Consider the following 21,906-nt stretch of genomic DNA (forward strand, 5'->3'; position numbering starts at 1 on the left):
CAATCAAATTATTATTCAAATAAACTAATCTTTCTATTTTTAGATAACACAAAATAAACTTATGCTAAAAATAGCTAAAATTAGCTTCCTTTGAAGTATATTTAGATAAAAGACGAAGAATATAATTATTCCATACCCTAACAATATTATTTCTGTATTCAGTTTTAAGCATAAAGAGCAGTAGTGATAACAGTAATAATAAGTTAAGTAGTAATAACATATATTCAACCTCCTTTTAGTTTAATTTTTATCTTGTGTTGAGTATACTTCTATTTTTTAAAAAAATCAAGTATTTTTTTCATTTTTTATTTTTTTAAAAATTTACAGTTCATAAATTCAGTTTTTAAACTACTTCTATAAGTACAAGTTCCCATAATCTTTTTACATTTTATTGATATATAATCATCATAATCAATTCCAAAAGCATGTTCACATTGAAGAACTGGAAACTTCTCTAAATAACTTTCTTTTTCAATTTTTGTAACAATATACTTTTCCATAATATTTTAACTCCTAACTATTTTTAATAACTTAATATACTAAATATTCTTTTCTATGTCAAGTTCTTCTATATAGCTAGTTAAAAATATTAATCTAATAATATTTTTTTATAGAAAAGACTATTTTTTCCTTCCATCTCTTGTAATAGTTACTATTTGCCATGGAATAAATTTTCCACTTGTTTTTAAAGCTTCTACACAAGCTCTTTCAATTCCACTACAACAAGGAACTTCCATTTTTACAACAGTTAAAGATTTTATATTATTTAATTTTAAAATATCTGTTAACTTTTCCTTATAATCTCCTGAATCAAGTTTAGGACAACCTATAAGAGTTATATGATCTTTAATAAATTCATTATGAAAATTTCCATAGGCAAAAGCTGTACAATCAGCAGCTACTAAAAGATTAGCATCTTCAAAAAAATTAGCATTGCTTGGAACTAATTTTATTTGAATAGGCCATTGGCTTAATTTACTTTTTAATAAACTTGAGGCATATATTTCTTCTTCTAACTCATCTTGAGAATTATTTTTAAAAACCTCAATTTTATTTCCTAAACATGAATGATTAAAACTATTTTTAGACTTAGCCATTACAGCTTCTTCATCATATGGAAGGGCTTCTCTCTCTTCAAAAGTTATTGCTTCAGCATGACAACTAGGGAGACAATCTCCAAGTCCATCACAATAATCATCTCTCAATAACTTAGCCTTACCATTAACTAAACCTATAGCTCCTTCATGACAAGCTTTTACACAAGCCCCACACCCATCACATTTTTCTGTATCTATTTTTATAATTTTTCTTATCATAATACTCCTCCTTAAATTTCATAAGAGTATTATAGATAAAAAATCTTTAAAAATATGTTGCAATTGCAACAAAATATCTATTTTAAAATAAAATAATTTTTCTTATAATCAATTAATCCATCTTTTTTCATAGAACTAAGTTCACGAGATAGAGCACTTCTCTCTACAAAGAGATAATCTGCTAACTCCTGCCTATCAAATTTTATAAAAAATGAGTTACTTTTATTTTTTTGTGCCTCTGCTGAAAGAAACGATAGTAACTTTTCTCTTATAGATTTTTTGCTAATATATTCTAATTTTTCAGTAAATAGAATATTCTTTTTTAAAGAAATTTTAAAAATATTGGATAAAAATTTTAAGATCTCATCAGGATTTTTTTCACTATCTATTGAAAAGTTTTTTAGATCTAAAAATAAAATTGTACAATTTTGTGAAGCTTCAACCACTATATTTAAAGAAGTCTTTGAAAGAGCTAAAACTTCACCAAAAATTTCTCCACTTTTAAATTTATTTAAAATATTTCTATTCCCCCAAAAATCCTCTTTTATTATATTGATCTCTCCTGATAAAATTATCCCAATCTTATCTATTTCTTTCCCTATTTCAAAAATAAAATCATTCTTTTTAAATGATTCCTTATAAGAATTAAAAAATTTTAAAACAAAAATAATCTCTTCCTCAGTTAAATTAAAAAATATTGGAAGTTTTTTTAAAAATTCTATTTTTTCCATTGAATACCTCCTAAACAGATTATAACATGTACATCAGTTGCTTGTGCAACATAAAAAAAGATTATACTTAAGATACAAAATTATAGAAGGAGATAAAAATGTAAAATAAAATATTTTCTCTTCCAAAATGAGAAAATTTGCTCTCTTATTAAAGCTTAGATATAAAATATATAGATTTGACTTTTTTTAGAGAAAAATATATAATAATACTTGTGTTAAAAATAAGCCCTCGAAAAAAAAGAGGGCTTTTAATCTGTCAAGAGAAAAATTTTTCAAAAAGTTTTTAAAGAGATAAAAGAGAAGAATTTAACATTCTTCTAACACAATATCTAGTAATAATATAAAAAATAAATTGAAGATAGATAATTTTTTTATAAATCCTAGAACTCAACTTTTATAAGCAGTTGAAGAAGTCAAGTAAAAGTCAAATAAATATTATACATATTTTAAAATAACAATATATATGAAAGATATTTGAATTAATCACAATATATTGTATAATAATGATGGAAATAAAAAAGAAGGGGGCAGCTAGATGCATAAGATAGAAGTTATAAAAAGAAATGGATCTATAGTTGAATTCGATAAAAATAAAATTGAAAGAGTACTTGAAAAAATAGATAAAGAGGTTGAATATCTAGGAAAAGTCTCAATTAAAGAGATGATGGATGACATCATGAAGAAAATAAATGGAAGCACAAGAATATCTGTTGAGTCAATACAAGATATTGTGTTTTATGCTTTATGTGGATATGGGCTTTTTGAACAAGCAAAAGCTTTCCAAACATACAGAACTCAAAGAGCAGAGCAAAGATTCCAAGATGCAAACAGTGTATTTAGACACATGACTGATATAGTTGATATTGGAGATAGAGAGAACAGTAACAAAAACTCAATGTTACCATCAGTACAAAGAGACTTAATTGCTGGAGAATATTTCAGATATATACTTGAAAGAAACATTGATAAGGAACTTTGGTCAGCACATAGAAAGAAAACTATCCACTGGCATGACTCAGATGTTGATACAAAATTAACAAACTGTTGTCTATTTAATATAGAAGATATGCTTAGAAATGGTACTAGAATAACAAATGCTGATGTTTGTCAACCAAACTCTGTTGGAACAGCAATGAACATAGCTATGCAAATAATGGCTAGTATCAGTGCAAGTCAATATGGTGGTGTTTCACTTCCTAATTTCAACGAAGTTTTTGCTGAATATGCTAAGAAAAACTTTAAAAAGAACTTTGTAAAAGCATATAATGATAGATTATCAACTGAAGCTGGATTATCAAAGATTTCAACTGAAGAGATTGAAGCTATATATGGAAAAATCGACTCTGATAATCAAAAATTAAAAGAGGAGAAACCAGTTGAATTTGCAATTGCTAAAGAGAGAACTGCAAAGGATATTTATGATGCTTGTCAACTATTTGAGTACCAAACAAACTCAATTTTAGGATCAGCTTCTCAAACTCCATTTAGTACTATAACTTTTAATATCCCTACTTCTTGGGAGTCTGAAGAGATTATCCTATCTTATTTAAAAGTAAGACAAACAGGGCTTGGAGAAAAACATATACCTGCTATCTTCCCTAAACTTTCATATATGGCAGTAGATGGATACAATTTAAGAGAGGGAGACAAATATTTCTATATAACTAAAGAAGTTTCTAAATGTATAGCTAATACATATTATCCAGATATTTTATTCTATTCTAAAGAGGATTATGATGCTGGTAAATACTATGCAAGAATGGGTTGCAGATCAAGAGTAAACCATGAATATCAAGAAAATGGAAAATATCAACACTATGGAAGATTTAACTATGGAGTAGCTACTTTAAATGTTCCTCAAATCGCTTTAGATGTTTTAAAACAAGAACAACATGATAAGATATCAGGAAATAGACTTGAAAGATTCTTAGAAATTTTAAACAAGAGAAAACATCTTATGAAAAAAGCTATTGAAACAAGATTTAATAATGTTAAACATCTTCAAGCTAAAAAAGCTCCAATTCTTTTCCAATATGGTGGAATTGCTAGACTTGATCCTGAAGATACAATAGAAGCATTATTAAAAACAGATAGAGCTTCTGTGTCATATGGTTTCTTAGGGCTTGATGATGCTGTAAGAATCCTTTCTGATGATAAAGAGAATATCTCAACTCAAGCAGGACATGAGATGGGAATGACTATAATGAAGGCTATTAGACAACAAGCTGATGAGATAAAAGCTGAAACAGGTTTACCAGTATCAGTTTATGGAACTCCTGCTGAAAGCTCAATAGCAACATTCTTCAATAAAGATGTTGAAAACTATGGAGATATTATGCCTGAATGGTTAAGAAAAAGAGAATACTATACAAACTCTTTCCACTTCTCATCAGAGCTTCCAATAGATTGTTTTGATAAGATAGATGTAGAAGCACCATTTATTAAATACTGTAATGGTGGAAATATAATGTATGTTGAAAATGGTGGAAAAACATATAATAGTGATGCTATAATCGAACTTATTCAATATGCTCATGATGCTGGAATTGAGTACTTTGCAGTAAATACAATTTCAGATGTATGTTATGATTGTGGTTACACTGGAGAGATCACATATAATGAAAAAACAGCTAGTTACAAATGCCCACAATGTGGAAATGAAGATGGAATGAAAATGAAAATTCAAAGACGTTGTTGTGGATATATTTCAAACTACAATATAACTCATGCTCTTGAAGGTAGAATGAAAGAGATAAAAAATAGAGCAATCCACGTGAAATAATTATGAAGATAATATCAATAGTAGAAAATGACCCAGTTAATAGTATGACTGGGTTTACATTAACTTTTTATTTTGCAGGTTGTTCTCATGGTTGTAAAGGCTGTTTTTCAAAAAATACTTGGAATTATGACAGTGGAACAGATTATACTCTTGAAACTATTAAAAATATGATTTTAAATTCAAGATGGAAAAATGTAACTTTTCTTGGCGGAGATCCTCTTTTTGAAAAAAATCGTGAGGAAGTTTTAGAGCTAATCCATTTTATTAAGGAAAATACAAATAAAAAAATCTATCTATGGACAGGTTTTCTAAAGGAAGATGTGGAAAAATGGATAGATGTTAAGTTGATAGATTACTTAATAGATGGTAAATTTGAAATTGAGAAGAAAGATTTGAGATTGAGATTAAGAGGTTCGTCAAATCAAAGAGTATTTAAAAATGGAATTGAAATAGAAGTATAAATAGAAAAGGCTGTTAAAGATTGATAATTAAAATATCAACTTTAGCAGTCTTTTTATATGATATAAATTATAGTTTATCTAATTCTCTAGCATATCGCTAGGTTTTGGCAAAGTACCTTTATTTTTAGCGATTATTAGTCAAGTTAGTTGTCTAAACTAAGATTTTAAATACAAAAAGAGCTGAACATTTATTTGCTCAGCTCTTTAAATTTATTTATTAGTCTGGATTTACAACATACTCTGTAAGTTCGTTTACAAACTTAAGTGTCTTATCGTTTTTATCATTAACTGGGTTAAATTCTACTATATCAACAGATGTGATTGAGTAGTTTTTAAATAGATACTTAAATGTTTGGAAGATCTCATCAGTAGTGAATCCATTTCTTACTGGAGTACTTACCCCTGGTGCTAATTCAGGGTTAACTGAATCAACGTCAAAACTGATGTGAAGGTTATCTATTTGTAAGTATTCTCTTATTTCTTCAAGGATATTATCAAGTCCTTTTTGTAGTACTTCATCGTGATAGATTACTTTTACTCCAAGTTGATCAATAATCTCTCTCTCTTTAAAGTCAAGATCTCTTGCACCTAGTATAACAACATTTTTACTATCTATTTTAGCCCCTTCATAGAAACAGTTTACAAGATCTCTATCCCCTGCTCCTTGTAATAGTGCTAAAGGCATTCCATGGATATTTCCAGTAATAGTTGACTCATCAGTATTCATGTCTCCGTGAGCATCTATCCAGATAACTCCAATCTCTTTTTCAAGTGAAACTCCTGAGATACTTCCTAGAGCGATTGAGTGGTCTCCACCAATAACTATAGGTCTATATCCATCTCTTACAGCTTCATTTACTGCAGTTGCAAGTTTTTCACAAGTGTTAAGAATTGTATTCTTATATTTTAAGTTCCATTCATTGAAGTTTTCTTTTTGTTTTTCAACTTCAATAATTTCCATCTCATCAAATGTATCTGGGAATGCTTCACATAATGTATCTGGTCCAAACTCGATTCCAGCTTTGTTTGCTCCTAAGTTCATAGGCACACCAAACATCATGCTCTTCATCTTTTCTGTATATAGGTAGATAGCGTCTTCTTCTTCAATTACATTGATATTAATTAATTCAGGATCTGCCATACCTTGAATATGAAGTTGAGCTTCTTTTAAATCTTCTACATATTCAATAATCTCTTCAGTAATTCTTTCTCCTGGAGTGATAATAGGAATTCCAGGTGGATAAGCCATTATCATCTCTCCACAGATCTTACCAGCACTTTCTTTAAATGGAATAGTGTTCTTTTCACTGTAGAATGCTTCCCTTGGAATTAGAACTTGCTCAGGGATTCCTGGCATTCTAATTATATTTCTCTTAATTTTATTTCCTTTTCCATAGTATCTATTGCTAATATCTTTAAGAGCTGCAATAAATTTATCTATACTTTCATCAGTATCTCCTATTGTAATAAGTCCTAAAACATTATAGAAGTCTGAAAGTTCCATTTGAATATTGTAATCATCAACAAGTAGAGTTTCTAACTCTGCCCCTGTAAGTCCTAATTCTTTAGCTGTAACAGTTACTTTTGTAGGGTCAAAAGCGAATACTCCTTCTCTTCCTACAATCTCTTCACCAAAACAAGACATTCCAGGTATTTTATTTACTTCACTTCTAAATCTTTTAGCAAGTTTAATAGCTTTATCTAAAAGAGCTGTTCCTTCAGTTGCTATTTGTCTTCTAGCACAATCTAATGATGCCATTAAAGGATATGAAGGTGAAGTTGTATGTAATAAACTTAGTATTTGTTGAACTTTATTTACATCAATTCTATCTGAATTTACATGTAAAAGTGACATTTGAGTCATAGCTCCAATAATCTTATGAGTACTTTGAGTACACATATCTGCTCCAGCATCTACTGCTGAAATAGGTAGATCATCATGGAAGTGAAGATGAGGTCCATGAGCTTCATCTACTATTAGTGGAATATCATAGCTGTGAACAATATCAGCTATCTTTTTAATATCAGTAGCAACTCCATAATAAGTTGGGTTGATAATAAGTACAGCCTTAATATCTGGATGTTGCTTTAACATATTTTCAACAGTTTGAGGTCTGACACCATGAGCTATTCCTAACTCCTCATCAATCTCTGGGTTCATATAGATAGGTTCAGATCCACTTAAAATAATTCCTGCTGAAACTGATTTATGAACATTTCTAGGAACAAGAATTTTATCTCCAGCTTTCATTACAGACATAATCATTGCTTGAATTGCCCCTGAAGTTCCGTTTACTGCAAAGAAACTTTTCTTTACACCATAGGCATCTGCTGCCAGTTCTTGTGCTTCCTTTATACAACTTTTTGGTTGGTGTAATCCATCTACCATTTTAAAAATAGTTACATCCATGGAGAAAGGTCCATTCCCCATAAAATCATAAAATTCTTTATCTACTCCTTTTCCTCTTTTGTGTCCAGGAACATGAAATGGAAGAATATCTCTACCAACATATTCATTTTTTAACACTGAGAATAGTGGAGTTTTACTTTGGTCTAGCTTTGACATCTTACCTCCTTATAGTTAAATTTTTTATTTTATATATTTGTAGCATAATGCTATAATAAATATTATCCAAATTCTGTAATTCTTCAAATACGATGTATTGTAAGACTTTTTATAAAATTAGTCAATCATTTTTAATTTTTTTAGGAGAAAAATATGAAAAAAATTTTAATACTTATCTCACAAGGGGTTGAAATCCTTGAGGTATCTCCCTTTATTGACATTTTTGGCTGGAATATGGTTGTAGGAAAAAAGAACACTATAACTACCACAGTTAGCATACATGATATAATATATTGTACATGGAATTTAAAAATTTTTCCACAACTAAATTTAAAAAAAGAGAATATTGATCTTGAAGAGTATGATGCTTTAGTTATACCTGGTGGATTTGGTAAGGCAGATTTCTTCAATGATATGAAAGATTCTATCTTTAAAAATGTAATTCAACACTTCAATGAAAAAAATAAAATAATTGTAGGAGTTTGTACAGGGGTTATTCCCTTAGGAGAGGCAGGAATCTTAAAGGGAAGGAAAGCAACAACTTATCTACTAGATAATGAAAGATATTTCTCTCAATTAGAAAAATATGGAGCTATTCCAATAAGAGAGGAGATTGTAGAGGATAAAAATCTTATCACTTGTTCTGGACCGAAAAATGCTTTAGAAACAGCATTTCTACTTTTAGAAAAATTCAGTGACAAAGAAAATTGTAATATTGTGAAAAAAAATATGTGTTTTTAATATAATTTTTATTTTTTTGTGTTAAAGATTAAAAAAAAGGATGAAATTTATATAAATTTATGTTATTCTTATATTAGGTAGTAAAAATATTATATGAGGTGAAATTTATGAAAATTACTGAAAATGCAGTTGTAACACTAGAATTTAAAGTTTATGATAATGATACAAATGAGCTTTTAGAAGATACAAAAGAAGTTGGTCCTTTCTTCTATATCCATGGAATTGGAGCTTTTGTTCCTAAAGTTGAAGAAACTCTTGAAGGAAAAGAAAGAGGATTTAAAACTGTTATGACTCTTACTCCTGAAGAAGGATATGGAGAATATGATGAAGATCTTATCATGGAAATGAGCAAAGAAGATTTTGCTGACTTTGATGATATCTATGAAGGAATGGAATTTGTTGCTGACATGGAAGATGATGAAACTGGAGAAGAAAGCGAACAAGAGTTCGTTATCACTTCAATAGAAGATGATGTTGTAACTACAGATGGTAACCATCCATTTGCTGGAAGAAACTTAAGATTTGAAGTTGAGGTTACAGGAGTTAGAGAAGCTTCAGAAGTTGAGCTTGAACATGGACACCCTCACTTTGAAGGATTTGAAGACTAATAATTTCAGTTAAAAAAGGGGAAGAAATTCCCCTTTACATTTATAATTAAATTTATTTAGGAGGAAAAGTTTTATGAAAATTGCTTTAGGTGCTGACCACGGAGGATTTGAATTAAAAGAAAAAATAAAAGCACACCTTATTGAAAAAGGATATGAAGTTCTTGATTTAGGAACTCACTCAACTGAATCAGTAGATTACCCAACTTTTGGACATGCTGTTGGACATGCTGTTGTTGATAAAAAAGCTGACTATGGAGTTCTTGTTTGTGGAACTGGTATTGGTATATCTATTGCTGCAAATAAAGTTCCTGGTGTAAGAGCTGCTCTTTGCACAAATACAACTATGGCTAGACTTACAAGAGAACACAACAATGCTAATATATTAGCTATGGGAGGAAGAATTGTTGGTGACGTTCTTGCTCTTGAAATGGTAGATGTTTTCTTAGCTACTGAATTCCAAGGTGGAAGACACGAAAAAAGAGTAGATGCAATAGAAAATATTTAATTAAATTTTAGGAGATGATTTTTTATGGCTACTATATTTACTAAAATTATAAATAGAGAGATCCCTGCAACTATAGTTTATGAAACTGATACAGTATTGGCATTTAAAGATATTGCCCCTGCTGCTCCTATTCATATTCTAGTTGTTCCTAAAAAAGAGATTCCTACTATTAACGATATAACTCCTGAAGATAAAAATATAATAGGAGATATGTATCTTGCTATTGCTCATATAGCTAAAGAGCTTGGAATAGCTGAACAAGGATACAGAGTTATCACAAACTGTAACGAATATGGTGGACAAGAGGTTTTCCATCTTCACTTCCATCTACTTGGTGGTAAAAAAATGGGAGCTCTTGCATAAAATAAAAGAGAAAGAGAGGTGTAAAAACCTCTCTTTAATTATATCTCATCTGTTTTTTCAAAAAAGAACATCTCACTTTTACAATTTTCTTCACATTTATATAAAGTGATGCTCTCTTCTTTTATCTGATTTTTATACTTCTCATTTTTCCCTAATGTTGTAACTTTTAATTTAAAGAATTTCTCCTCTTTTTTACTGATCTCTTCCTCTTCATCATAAAAAATATCAGCTTCAAAATTCTTAGGAGCTATCCCCATAAAATCTCTAAAATCAAATAGACTATTTTCACTTTTCCTATCTTTTAAAATCTCTGTTACAAAATTTCTTATATTTCTTTCAGAATAAGGACTTCTATTGTACACTAAAGCATCTAATCTCTTATTATAAGGTATATTTTTTATACTTGTAATTCCCAATGTAATATGAGCATCAGCCCCTATCATCTTTAATAGACTTAAAGGACGGATATCATTTTTTCCCTTTAACACAACAATAGTTACATCAGGATACAATCTTTTTACTTTGTGATAGTTACACATAATTTTATCATAATTTTTATCACTAATAGTTAAAATTCCAACTCCATTGATAGACATAATCCAAGGATCAATAGAGTTGTATAGATCTAATTTGTAACCAAAAGGAATTGAATTTGATTGGAGAAAATCATCTGTTGTTTTTTCATCGAAGTTAAAATTGTGATATAAGTTCTTTAATTTCTCTATATCAAAATCCCCTAAATTTTTTATTGTAAGTACTCCTCTTACTCCTAAATCATTGGCTAGATACTCTCTATCACTAAAGACAACTGTATTTTTTAGATACTCATATCTTCTTTTACTAAGAAAATATCTTTTTAACTCATCTAACATACTTAAATTTTCTTCTGTATTACTTTTAAATTGTAAAAAAATTAGATAATCAGTCTCAGAATTTCTTAAAATATCTGTTATAGATGTTTTAAAATTTTCTCTATTCACCAATATCATTTTTTTCTCTTTATTATTGATTTTCTCCATAAAAACAACCTCTATCTTCTATTTGATACCTATATATTATCATTTTTTTATGTGAAATTAAACAAATATTTTAAACTATACCATTTATATTAACTTTATGTTATAATAAAAATGGTGATGGAGTATGGAAAATTTAAGGGAATATAAAGAAAAACTAGAGAGAATCGAGGCAAATTGTAGAAATTGCCATGCTAAGATGTGTAATATTTGTCCTAATAATAAGATAAAAACCAAACTTAGAAAAGAGATTGAAAAATTTGAAGGAAGTTCAGAAAAGAAAAGTTTTTTGAAAAAACTGAAAGAGTTTTTCAATTAAAATTTTGATAGAAAATTCTTGAATTTTCTAAGATTTTGCAGTAAAATCCTCTTTAGAATTATATTTCTTAGGAGGATTTTATGAAATTTTTACCAATCTGTTTACTATTTATCTCTAATATTTTTATGTCTTTTGCTTGGTATGGGCATCTGAAAAATACTAAAAGTGCTTTACTTTTTGCAATTATCACAAGTTGGGGAATAGCTTTCTTTGAATATTGTTTTTCAATTCCAGCTAATAGAATTGGAGCTCAATATTTTACAGTAGCTCAATTAAAAATTATCCAAGAGGTTATTACTTTAATAGTTTTCTCTGGGTTCTCTATTTTATACTTAAAACAAGAGTTTAGATTGAACTATATCTATGCTTTTCTTTGTATGATAGGGGCAGTGTACTTCATGTTTAAAAAATAATTGAATTAAGTTTTCTTGATAAGGAGCAGGAGAAATATCTCCTGTTTTTTTATAAACTATTATTAATAATATATAAAGATTGACACAAGGGGTTCACCTTGTTATTATAATAATAGCAATAAAAATAGGTGGTGAAAAAATGAAATTTTTTAAATTTTTAAAGAAAATAATATTTGGAACTATCTTTTTTGTAATAAAAGAGATATTTTCATTTTTAATAAAGGGATTTCTATTTTTAATTATTCTCTTTGGAATTAGTGGAATAGTTTTAAATGAGATATTAGAAAAAGATAGTATAACTTTAGAAAATGAAAGCTATATTGAATTAGATTTAGCTAGAGAATTTAAAGAGAAAAATAAAAATCTTCCAGAGATTTTGAAAAATGAAGATATAAACTTTTATTCACTTCTTAAAACTTTTGATTCTATTGAAAAAGATGAAAAAGTAAAGGGAGTTATACTTAAATTAGATAATTTAGCTTTAAATAGAGGACAGATTGAAGAGTTAAGCGAGAAATTAACTTCATTAAAAGCTAAAAATAAAATGGTGTATAGCTATATGACATCTGTTGATAATAGAAATTATTCTCTTGCTACTAAAAGCAGTGAAATATTTATGCCCCCAGCAATGAGTGCAAATGTAAATATCACTGGATATTATGCTGAAATGATGTACTATAAAAACTTAGCTGATAGATTGGGAATAAAAGTTAATGTAGTCCATGTTGGAGACTATAAATCATATGGTGAGCAATATGTAAAGGATAAGATGTCTCCAGAGTATAAAGAGAATATGGAGAGACTTTTAAATAAGGTCTATGATAATTTTGTAAAAAATATTAGCAAAGATAGAAAGCTAAATGAAAATCTAATTAATGAAAGAATTTTAGCTGGAGATTTGATGGTTTCAGAGCCTTATCAACTGAAAAAGTTGGGAATGGTAGATGAATTGGTGTATTATGAACAACTTAAAGAGTTTTTAGGAAAGAAAAAAGTTGTCCCTTTAGAAAAATATGCTCAATATGTTCAAAATAGTAAAAAAACAAATAGAAAAAATAGTGATAAAATAGCTATTATCTATGCAGAAGGAACTATTTTAATGGGGGAAGAGCCTAGAAATCTTTCTGATCAGTTAACTCCAAATACAATAGTAAATGAATTAGATAAAGCTTTAAAAGATAAAAATGTAAAAGGGATAGTATTGAGAGTAAACTCTCCTGGTGGCTCTGCTTTAGCCTCTGCAATAATTAACAACAAGATCAAGGAAGTTAATAAGGTTAAGCCTGTGTATGTCTCTATTGGGGGAATAGCAGCTTCTGGAGGCTACTATATCTCTGCTGATGCAAAGAAAATTTATGCTGATAAAGGAAGCCTTACTGGTTCAATAGGGGTTGTAAGTTTAATTCCAAATATTAAAGAGTTAATTGGAAAAATAGATATAAATGTAGAGGAACTAAAAAAAGGTGAGTATGCTGATATATACTCTTTGACAAATGAAGTTAATAAAGATAAGTTAGATAAAATATATGCTTCAAACTTAAAAGTCTATGACGAGTTTTTAAATGTAGTTTCAGAGGGAAGAGATCTGAATAGAGAGTATGTTCACTCAATAGCTCAAGGAAAAGTTTGGCTAGGAGAAGAGGCATTTGAATTAAAACTTGTAAATGAAATTGGAGGAATAGAATCTACAATAGCTGGTTTAGCTAATGATCTGAATCTAACTAATTACAATGTTATAGAGATTTCAGAATCTTTAGATTACAATTCACTATTAAAAAAATATGTACCTTTAATGAAATTAAGTGAAAAAATTCAATCAACTTTTATTGAAAAAGAGTTATATTTCAAATCTTTATACTATTTTCCCTATAATATTTAAGTAAAGGTTGAAAATTAGGTATAAATTATGATATAATCAATCGTAAAGAACACAAAACTAGGAGGAAATGATAAATGGTTAGAAAATTAAAAGGTGGAAGAACTAATGGAGCAGGTAGCCAAATGGATATATTAAAACAAGCTCAAGTTATGCAACAACAAATGATGGCAGTTCAAGAAGGATTAAAAGAAAAAGAACTTGTTGCATCAGTTGGTGGAGGAGCTGTTACTGTTAAAGTAAATGGACAAAAAGAACTTCTTGAAGTTAAATTCACTGATGAAGTAGTTAAAGAAGCTGCTGAAGATAAAGAGATGTTAGAAGATTTAGTTCTTTCTGCTGTTAAAGAAGCTATGAGACAAGCTGACGAATTAGCTGAAGCTGAAATGGGAAAAGTAACTGGTGGAATTAATATCCCTGGATTATTCTAATTAAATAGCTATAATAAAATAATGACTACACCTAAAATCTTAGAAATTAAGATAGAGGGTGTAGTTTTTTTATCTCTTCTAAAGGCAGTATACTAAATCTTATTTAGTAAAAACAATTAACAAAAAAAACACCTAGAAACTAATCTAAGTGTTTTTTATAATCCTCCAAGGTTAAATAAAATTTTTATCTCATCTAAAACCCAATTTACATTCCTACAAGGTTATATATTTAGTTTAATTATATCTTATAACCTAAAAAAAATCAACAAAATTTAAATAAAAATAAATTTTAATGAGATTTTCACTTTCTAATCCTCCAAGGTTAGATAAAATATAGTTTTATTATTTACTATGAGCTATAAGAAATTTGAAGTTTTATCATCTTTCATTCCCCAAAACTCTTTATTTAACCATCTGCTTTCACGATTTTTAAAAACTATCAAAGAGTCTCTATCTTTTCTTATCCACTCATTTAACTCATATTGTAATTTCTTTAGTGAACTTGGTGTCAATTCTCCTTCAAAAGTTGAATTTTGTATATGTGTTAAATATTTTTTACAAATTTTAAAAACATTTCTTAAAACCCTTGCTCCTGTTTCGTCCAGTCTTATATCATAAACTAAAATAACATACATTTTTACCACCACATTTTAAATCCATCAAATTTTTTATCTCCTAACAGATGTTTTATCAATTTATAGCACTCTAATTTTATCAAAGTTTGATAACTAACCTCTCTTTTTAACTCCTTATGAGTAATAGTTTGATTTAATTTTTTCTCATACTCCTCTAAAATCTTCTTTCTTCCCTTATCTTTCAAATAATAAAAATTAGAATCCTTTGCAAAATCATCTTCATTTATCATATTTCTATTTAAAAGAGAAAAAATCATTCTATCCACTATTAAAGGTTTAAAAATCTCTGTTATATCTAAGCAAAGAGAAAATCTTCTATCTCCTGGACTATGAAGATAGCTTATTGTTGGGTTCAGTTGAGTTTTATAGATCTCAGATAAACAAGTTGTATAGATTAATGAGTTAATAAAAGATATTAAAGTATTGATCATATTATCTGGTGGACGTTTTACCCTTTTTTCAAAATCTATCTCTTGATTTATTATTTTACTCCAAGTTGAGTAATATACCTTTCTTATATTTCCCTCTATCCCCATTATTTCATTTACCTCTTGAGCCTTATCCAATTCAAGTTGATAACTTTTTATTATCTCCATCTCATTTTTCAGATCTTTTCCTCTACCATTATAGTATCTCAAGTTTCTAAAAATATTATCACTGGCACTTTTTATAATCTCTCTAGCTAACTCTACCCTTTTCTCCCTATCTTGAAAATATTCAACCTGTTTAACCAAAAGTTTTCCAGAGACATTGCTCTCTTTAGGATAGAAACTTCCTGTATAAAATCCATAGTAATTAAAGAAATGAACAGCTTTTTTATTTTGTCCTAAAAAATTTAAACATTTAGTATTTAATGTCACCTCGCCAAAAAGATAGATATCACTTGTCATCTCAATTTTTAAGGCTCTGTCATTAAAATAAATATTATTATCTTTTCTTCTTAATTCCCCATTTGAGAAAATATAATATTTTTCCATATTCCCTCCCCCTTAGATATAACAATACTCAAAATAAGTACATTTTTTACATATCTTTAATTTTTCTAATTTAGGTGGCAATTTTAAATTTACAATCTCTCTTATCTCTAAAAGTATCTCCTCTATTCTTTTTTCATCCTCTTCTGTTAAAAATATCTCTTCCCTCTTTTTTAACTTAGGATAGTCCAATATCCCTTTTTCAATATTTATACCTCTTTTTCTTAAAAAATAGATATAGTATTTCAACTGCCATATTCCTGCTTCTTCAACACTTTTTTGCTTCTTTACCTCATGTAGTATCTTCCATTCTTTAATAAAATCAATATTTACTGTATTGTCTATTAAAACATGTTTTAACTCTCGAGAGTAACTATTTTCATCTATCAACTTTCCAATTATTACATCTTCATTTTCACTTTCCATTTGAATCTCATTTGCAAAAAACCACAGTTTTCTTTTACAAACAAAATAGTAATAAAACATAGTTCCAGATATTTCTCTTTGCATACCCCACCTCACAATTATAGAAATCTATCTTCTATATGTTCAACAGCTTCTTTTTTGCTTACAGAAAATCCCTTTTCAAAAGAGTAATCACAATCTAAAATATATATTTTTTCATATTTTCCTAATTGAATCTCTTTTAATTCACTTGTAAACTTTTTAATATTTTTTATCTCATACCCTTGAATACTTAAAGTCAGATCTCTAATCTCCATTTTAGCAAATAGTTTTTCTTCCTTTGAGTTATTCTTTTGATCAATAATCTCTAAGTTTTCATCTATTCTATCTAGATTTTCCTCATAGATATTTTTAGGAATTACCATAAAACTCTCTATATTTCTAAATTCTTTTTCTACCTCTTGCTTTTCTTTTTCATATGGTCTTATGAGTTCTAAATATCTTAAAGTATCCTTAACTTTTTGATAATATTCAGTATTTTCTAAATTTTCCAAAGTATATAGTTGTGATACATACTCCATTTTGCTATCTTCATCTAAATTTCCATCTATCTTTTCTAATATTAGATTTTTAGATTTTTTATATATTTCTTTATCTATAACATAGCCTATTCCTGTATTTTTTTGTTCTTTATCTCCTAAGAAAACAAAACAATTTGCTTTTTCCTCTTCAAGTTTTCTATTTCTATAACATCTTCCCATTCTTTGGAAAAGTCCATTTAAATCAGATAATTCTGTAATTAAAATATCAAAATCTATATCTAATGAGGCTTCTACAACTTGAGTTGTAATCCATATTCCATAATCTTTACAATGTTTATCCCCTAATTTTAAAATCTCTTTCTCTTTAATTTTTCTATCTCTCTTTATATATTTACTATGGAAAAGATTGATTTTTCCCTCATCTGGAAGTTTCTCTTTCAACTCACTATAAACCCTTTGAGCCTCTTTCACTGTATTACAGATAACTAAAACCTTATTCTTGTTAAACTTAGAGATTATAAAATCTGTATCTATAAGATCTTCAATAACTTTTACATTGTGTCTTAAAGGTAGATCTTTCTTTGTAAAGTTTGGAGATACTTCAAACTTAATCCCCTCTTTAGACAATAACTCCTCTACAATTTTAGGGAAAGTAGCTGTCAATATAGCAAATTTACCACCCATTTTTGTAATATATTTTAACCCCTTTATTACATAGGCTAATAGATCTGGAGAGTACATCTGTATCTCATCTAAAACCACTTTAGAATATGCAAGAGTAGCTAATTTAGGCTCAAAACCTTTATGTCTGTAAACAAAATCAAAAATCTGATCTAAAGTACAAATTGTAAGTGGTAGAGATAGTTGTTTTGTTCTCTCATAATAGGTATCTAACTCTTTTGAATAATCAATCTCATCTTCATTTAAAGAATCTTCATAATATTTTTCTTTAGTTTCAGAGTGCAACAATCCTACTCTTTCATCAATTTTTTCCTCTTTTATTATTCCAAATTTTACTCTATTATAGATAGCATTTATTGCTGTTTTTAAAGGCAGAATAAAAAATCCCTTTGTATCCCCTATCCACAATAACCCTGCCTCTGTTTTTCCCATTCCTGTTTGAGCTATTGCAATTACATTCTTTTCTCTCTTATCTATCATATACTTTTGCAATTCGTTCCAATTGGCATTAGGATTATGTGTCTGCCACTCTTTTAACATCTCATCTAATTTCTCTAAAAGAAAGTCATTTTTTCTCTCTATTTGAACTTTATCTCCTGCACTACTTGCATAATCTATTCTATTTAACAATCCTTTAATTAAAACATATTTATCAAAAACCTCATTTTTAATATCACAATCTTTATCTGAAGGGTTACCAATTGTAATCCTATTTCCAAATCTAAAGAAATCTGATGCCAACTCCTCAACTTTAAGATTTTGTAATTTATCATATTTAAAGTCTTTTAATTGCTCTCTTAAACTATTTAAATTGCTTTTTAAAATTTCAGCAGCATTTTCTGGAATCGCTCTTTCATGATGATAAGCTACTGCATTTGCTACTATTCTTACAAAATTTTCTGCTTTATCAATTGCAGTATCTTCCTCTGCTCCTTCTTCTAAATATCTCTCCTCTACTTCATCACAAATATCATCCCCAGGTAAAAAACATAAACTAAAAATACCATGAGGTAAAATTTGAGATTCTCTTCCCCCTGTTATTCTCTTTTGAAATGAAACATTCATCTTTCCAAGATCATGATACAAACAAGCTAATTTTAACATATAGAAAATATCCCAATTCAAAAATAAATTGGGATATATCTCTTGCAGTGTATTTAAATTTTTTAAAAGCTTATCTGTATGTTCTTGAATAGTCTCTCTAGGATTTGATTTTGCTAAAAATTCTCTATTCATAAACACCTCTTAAAATTTCTATCTAAGCTAAAAAAACCATATATCTATCTTCATCTATTGTAATAGCTCTTCTTCTTGAAGCAACTATATTAGATACATAATGAACTTTGACTTTATTCCACTTTCTAAAAAATTTAGGACTTTTTGCACTTCCATAATTCACTGAAACATAATCTTTAGTTAAATTATACATAGTACCTTTATATTGAATTGTATCTACACTTCCTTCAACAAAGACTTTTTTCTTATCAATTATTTCAACTGGAACATAAGCTCTATAATCTCTATCTATTCTTAAATTCTCATCTTTTATTCTCTCTTCTGATATTTCAACTATTTTTACTTCATCTACAACTACAAGATCTTCTCTTCTTCCTAAAGATATATACTCTCTAGGAGCTTTAAAAGCATTAAAAATCTCTTCTATCAGATTTTCATCTTCTGGAACAATATGAATTACTAATTCAACATCAGAAAGCAATTCTACATTTGATACCCCTCTTGAGATTCCATACTCTCCAACCTTTATTTGATGTCTTGAAGCATCAAAAGTCATACCATTTTTAAATTCATATCTTGTTGCCAGATCATTTACTTTAGAATGATACTTCCCTTGAACACTAATTTTCATAGGCTTATACTCTATATAATTACAAGTATTATGAACCATTCCAATTACTGTGGAATAAGGTGGTAGAGGGTAAGTTTCTTTTAATTGAAAACTTGTAGGCAGTTTATAGTTAACTAAATTTTGTTTTAGTTTCAATCTAATTGATTTCATAATATTCTCTTACCTTTGCTTTTAATTGTTCAAAGAATTTAGGAATAGTTGTAGAATTTAAAATATCTTTAATCTCTTGAGTATTATCAAATTTACCTTCAACAACTCCACAAGAAGTATCTTTTCTCATATTTTCAAATATTCCAGAATCTATATCTTGTACTAATATCTTATTCTCTTTAACTTTTACTAGATTTTCAAAAATAGGATTTTTAATATCATATACTCCACCTATTACAAATAAAGGAGCTAAATTTTCTCTTCTTCCTCTTATATCTCTATATAAAAAGGCTATTGTATCTAATAATTTTTCTACTCTTCTTGATTTTTCCTCTTTTGATAACTCAATATTATCATTAGTATCTATTCCAATTTGATCTAAATCTATAGCCACAGTATAAACATAATATGATTTATGAATCTCTGCTTGAGCTATATTCATATTTTCATTTAATCTATCTGCAAGACCTTTATTTGTTAAAAAATCTAAATCCCCTTTAAATGTCTCTGTTGAAACGGCATTAGATAATCTAACTATAGCTGAACGTTTTTTTCCTGTGCTTCCTTTCTCAGTTTTTAAATAACCAAAGAAATCTAACTCTGGATAATCAGTAATTGTTGTTTTTGAAGAAAATTGTACTACTTTTTTATCTCCTGATCCCATAGCTTCTACTTCTGCCTTAATTTCTCCCAATTGCTCAACTATATTATATCTTATAGCTTGTCTTGAAATATATGTATATTGACTTCCATTTCCCCTTGATAATTTTTTCAATGCAGCTACGTTTCCTATTCCCTCTCCATAGTTTGCACTTTCTGCTTCAAAAACAATAGTCATTGTTAAACCTTTTGCTAACATTACTCCTCTCCCCCTTCAACTTTATCATCTTTATTTTCTTTTTTCTCTTCAAACTCTTTAGCTAACAATCCTGAAACAAATGAGTAACCAAGTTCTTTAAAATCCTCTTCGCTTCCCATCATCTCTAATATAACCTTAGGAACACTTTCATCACAGTATAGGTAACAATTTAGTATAGTATCCATTGTCATTGTAATATTATTTGTTTTTATACCATTTAAAAGTCTATAACAGATTCCTGGTAATTTATGATCACTACCTTTTGCTTCATATCTTTCTTTTAAAGTTTTTCCAGCTGCTCTAGCTTTTGATAATATATTTATCTCTTTATTTTCCATATATCCTATCCCCTTTAACATTCTGAAATTTATTTTAATTGTTGCAAAAATTGCAAAAGAATTTAGATAGATACTATCCCCTGCAACTTTAGAATAGATAATCCTATGAATTAGATTAAATAGATTTTCATTATTTAACAATTTTTTGGTTATCTCATCAATTAAACTATAAGATTCTCCATTAAATTTATATGTGATAGACTCTAATAATTGAATATCATTTTTAGAATTAATCATAACTCTTATCATATTTTTAGATAAGATGTTAAAATAATATTTCTCATTTTCAAATCTAACTAATTGAATATCTTCCAATTCATATTCCATATCTTTTTGTAACTCTCTATTCAGAACTTTATATATTCCAGCTAAAGAAGTTTCACTATAAATATCCTCTTTAATTTTACTGTTTATTCTGATTAATTCTGAAATATTAGTATTAGCATTTATAAAGATACCTGTTCCATAAACATAAGAAAAACCTACTGGAACACAACTATATACAAGTCTACAAATTGGACACATAGCAATATCATTTGCAAAATTCCAAACATGTGAAGGTTTTCTAGCAACATCAAAACCTGTATTAACTAAAAAGCTAAAATCATTGTCTAAATTTTTTATTTCTCTATTACAAACAAAACAATTATACTTATATTTCTTTTTATCACTTTCAATATATTCATTTATAGGAGTAACAAAATAGTTTTTAAAATCTTTATAAATATCTTTCTCTTTAGTTTGTCTATATAAAAAACTTACTCCATCCCAACCATTTTTTATAATATTGTATATAAGGTTTTTTCCACAAATATATTTTTTCCCACTTGGAGAGTTAAAATACTCTATAATTTGCTCTATCTTATTTAAAGTTTCTTTTATCTCTTCTAATCTGTCCTCTATTTTTTCTTTTTTCTTTAAAGTTATAGTTTTTAAGTTTTTTTCCTCTTCAATAGGGTCAATATCACCAGAGATAAAGTCATATGCTGCTACATAACTATTACTTTTTAGATATTTTTTTAAAACCTCTTTTATATAATCATTTATCTCAGCTAAATCCTTTTCATCTATCTCTTTATTTTTAAAATATTCTAGTCTATTTGAAAAAGATGTGATTTTATACCAAGAAAGAGTTTTTTCATAAACTTTAATCAAATAGTTAAAATATTTCTCCTCAAAATTTTCCAATTCCTTAGAGTCAAAATAGATAGCTTCAGAATCTACTCTTAAAGATGGACTTTTGCTATTTTCTAAAATATTATAAAGTCCTACTACTCCTGCATTGTATTGCCAGTTATTTATCTCTATTCTTATTTCCAAAATCTCA

The 21,906-nt window shown here is 28.0% G+C and carries 22 protein-coding genes; 10 read left to right on the top strand and 12 right to left on the bottom strand.

Annotation, left to right across the window (positions count from 1 at the left end; translation table 11 throughout):
• Positions 1-305 precede the first annotated feature (305 nt).
• The 3 genes from I6E31_00380 to I6E31_00390 form a co-directional block, all read right to left on the bottom strand.
• Positions 306-500, bottom strand: coding sequence for a hypothetical protein (locus I6E31_00380; protein MCF2638419.1), 195 nt, complete (start codon positions 498-500; stop codon positions 306-308).
• Positions 501-620: 120 nt separating this feature from the next.
• Entirely contained in the window at positions 621-1,316 is a 696-nt protein-coding gene (locus I6E31_00385) for a 4Fe-4S binding protein (protein MCF2638420.1), read from the bottom strand.
• A gap of 77 nt (positions 1,317-1,393) precedes the next feature.
• Positions 1,394-2,047: a Crp/Fnr family transcriptional regulator gene (locus I6E31_00390; protein MCF2638421.1), complete on the bottom strand. Its 654-nt coding sequence runs from the start codon at positions 2,045-2,047 to the stop codon at positions 1,394-1,396.
• A 535-nt stretch (positions 2,048-2,582) separates the two neighbouring features.
• Between I6E31_00390 and nrdD the strand changes: the two genes are divergently transcribed.
• Complete coding sequence (gene nrdD, locus I6E31_00395; GenBank protein ID MCF2638422.1) at positions 2,583-4,829, top strand: anaerobic ribonucleoside-triphosphate reductase; 2,247 nt, start codon at positions 2,583-2,585, stop codon at positions 4,827-4,829.
• Positions 4,830-4,831: 2 nt separating this feature from the next.
• Positions 4,832-5,290, top strand: coding sequence for an anaerobic ribonucleoside-triphosphate reductase activating protein (gene nrdG / locus I6E31_00400; protein ID MCF2638423.1), 459 nt, complete (start codon positions 4,832-4,834; stop codon positions 5,288-5,290).
• A gap of 217 nt (positions 5,291-5,507) precedes the next feature.
• On the opposite strand, the gene I6E31_00405 is transcribed toward nrdG, so the two are convergent.
• On the bottom strand, positions 5,508-7,856 hold the full coding sequence (locus I6E31_00405; GenBank protein ID MCF2638424.1) for an aminotransferase class I/II-fold pyridoxal phosphate-dependent enzyme: 2,349 nt from the start codon (positions 7,854-7,856) through the stop codon (positions 5,508-5,510).
• A 153-nt stretch (positions 7,857-8,009) separates the two neighbouring features.
• On the opposite strand from I6E31_00405, the gene I6E31_00410 reads away from it, so the two are divergent.
• From I6E31_00410 to I6E31_00425, 4 genes are all read left to right on the top strand, one after another.
• Positions 8,010-8,597, top strand: a complete 588-nt coding sequence (locus tag I6E31_00410; GenBank protein MCF2638425.1) for a DJ-1/PfpI family protein — start codon at positions 8,010-8,012, stop codon at positions 8,595-8,597.
• 107 nt (positions 8,598-8,704) lie between these two features.
• A complete protein-coding gene (locus I6E31_00415) occupies positions 8,705-9,205 on the top strand; it encodes a peptidylprolyl isomerase (GenBank protein ID MCF2638426.1) in 501 nt (166 codons plus the stop codon).
• Between the two features lie 73 nt (positions 9,206-9,278).
• The gene (rpiB, locus tag I6E31_00420; protein MCF2638427.1) at positions 9,279-9,710 is read left to right on the top strand and encodes a ribose 5-phosphate isomerase B; all 432 of its coding nucleotides are present in this window, start codon (positions 9,279-9,281) and stop codon (positions 9,708-9,710) included.
• A gap of 24 nt (positions 9,711-9,734) precedes the next feature.
• Complete coding sequence (locus I6E31_00425; protein MCF2638428.1) at positions 9,735-10,073, top strand: histidine triad nucleotide-binding protein; 339 nt, start codon at positions 9,735-9,737, stop codon at positions 10,071-10,073.
• A 38-nt stretch (positions 10,074-10,111) separates the two neighbouring features.
• Here the strand turns inward: I6E31_00425 and I6E31_00430 are convergent, their stop codons facing one another.
• A complete protein-coding gene (locus I6E31_00430; protein ID MCF2638429.1) occupies positions 10,112-11,092 on the bottom strand; it encodes a hypothetical protein in 981 nt (326 codons plus the stop codon).
• A 124-nt stretch (positions 11,093-11,216) separates the two neighbouring features.
• On the opposite strand from I6E31_00430, the gene I6E31_00435 reads away from it, so the two are divergent.
• The 4 genes from I6E31_00435 to I6E31_00450 all read left to right on the top strand — a co-directional run bounded on the left by I6E31_00435 (position 11,217) and on the right by I6E31_00450 (position 14,128).
• Positions 11,217-11,408: a hypothetical protein gene (locus I6E31_00435; GenBank protein ID MCF2638430.1), complete on the top strand. Its 192-nt coding sequence runs from the start codon at positions 11,217-11,219 to the stop codon at positions 11,406-11,408.
• 80 nt (positions 11,409-11,488) lie between these two features.
• Positions 11,489-11,821 (top strand): DMT family protein, encoded by a 333-nt coding sequence (locus I6E31_00440; GenBank protein ID MCF2638431.1) that lies wholly within the window; start codon positions 11,489-11,491, stop codon positions 11,819-11,821.
• Positions 11,822-11,960: 139 nt separating this feature from the next.
• Positions 11,961-13,700, top strand: coding sequence for a signal peptide peptidase SppA (gene sppA, locus I6E31_00445; protein ID MCF2638432.1), 1,740 nt, complete (start codon positions 11,961-11,963; stop codon positions 13,698-13,700).
• A 74-nt stretch (positions 13,701-13,774) separates the two neighbouring features.
• Positions 13,775-14,128 (top strand): YbaB/EbfC family nucleoid-associated protein, encoded by a 354-nt coding sequence (locus I6E31_00450; protein ID MCF2638433.1) that lies wholly within the window; start codon positions 13,775-13,777, stop codon positions 14,126-14,128.
• A gap of 356 nt (positions 14,129-14,484) precedes the next feature.
• On the opposite strand, the gene cas2 is transcribed toward I6E31_00450, so the two are convergent.
• The 7 genes from cas2 to I6E31_00485 are packed head-to-tail and all read right to left on the bottom strand — an operon-like array spanning position 14,485 to position 21,899.
• Complete coding sequence (gene cas2 / locus I6E31_00455; protein MCF2638434.1) at positions 14,485-14,763, bottom strand: CRISPR-associated endonuclease Cas2; 279 nt, start codon at positions 14,761-14,763, stop codon at positions 14,485-14,487.
• 2 nt (positions 14,764-14,765) lie between these two features.
• On the bottom strand, positions 14,766-15,740 hold the full coding sequence (gene cas1b / locus I6E31_00460; GenBank protein ID MCF2638435.1) for a type I-B CRISPR-associated endonuclease Cas1: 975 nt from the start codon (positions 15,738-15,740) through the stop codon (positions 14,766-14,768).
• A 12-nt stretch (positions 15,741-15,752) separates the two neighbouring features.
• Positions 15,753-16,247, bottom strand: a complete 495-nt coding sequence (cas4, locus tag I6E31_00465) for a CRISPR-associated protein Cas4 (GenBank protein ID MCF2638436.1) — start codon at positions 16,245-16,247, stop codon at positions 15,753-15,755.
• A gap of 14 nt (positions 16,248-16,261) precedes the next feature.
• Entirely contained in the window at positions 16,262-18,601 is a 2,340-nt protein-coding gene (cas3, locus tag I6E31_00470; GenBank protein MCF2638437.1) for a CRISPR-associated helicase Cas3', read from the bottom strand.
• A gap of 22 nt (positions 18,602-18,623) precedes the next feature.
• On the bottom strand, positions 18,624-19,382 hold the full coding sequence (cas5b, locus tag I6E31_00475) for a type I-B CRISPR-associated protein Cas5 (GenBank protein ID MCF2638438.1): 759 nt from the start codon (positions 19,380-19,382) through the stop codon (positions 18,624-18,626).
• Positions 19,369-20,241 (bottom strand): type I-B CRISPR-associated protein Cas7/Cst2/DevR, encoded by an 873-nt coding sequence (gene cas7i, locus I6E31_00480; GenBank protein ID MCF2638439.1) that lies wholly within the window; start codon positions 20,239-20,241, stop codon positions 19,369-19,371. The genes cas5b and cas7i overlap by 14 nt, the downstream gene beginning before the upstream one ends.
• Positions 20,241-21,899 carry a hypothetical protein gene (locus I6E31_00485; GenBank protein MCF2638440.1) on the bottom strand — a complete coding sequence of 553 codons (1,659 nt, stop codon included), beginning with the start codon at positions 21,897-21,899 and terminating at the stop codon, positions 20,241-20,243. The genes cas7i and I6E31_00485 overlap by 1 nt, the downstream gene beginning before the upstream one ends.
• Positions 21,900-21,906: the final 7 nt, after the last annotated feature.

This window comes from Fusobacterium varium, from assembly GCA_021531615.1.
Lineage (GTDB): Bacteria > Fusobacteriota > Fusobacteriia > Fusobacteriales > Fusobacteriaceae > Fusobacterium_A > Fusobacterium_A varium_C.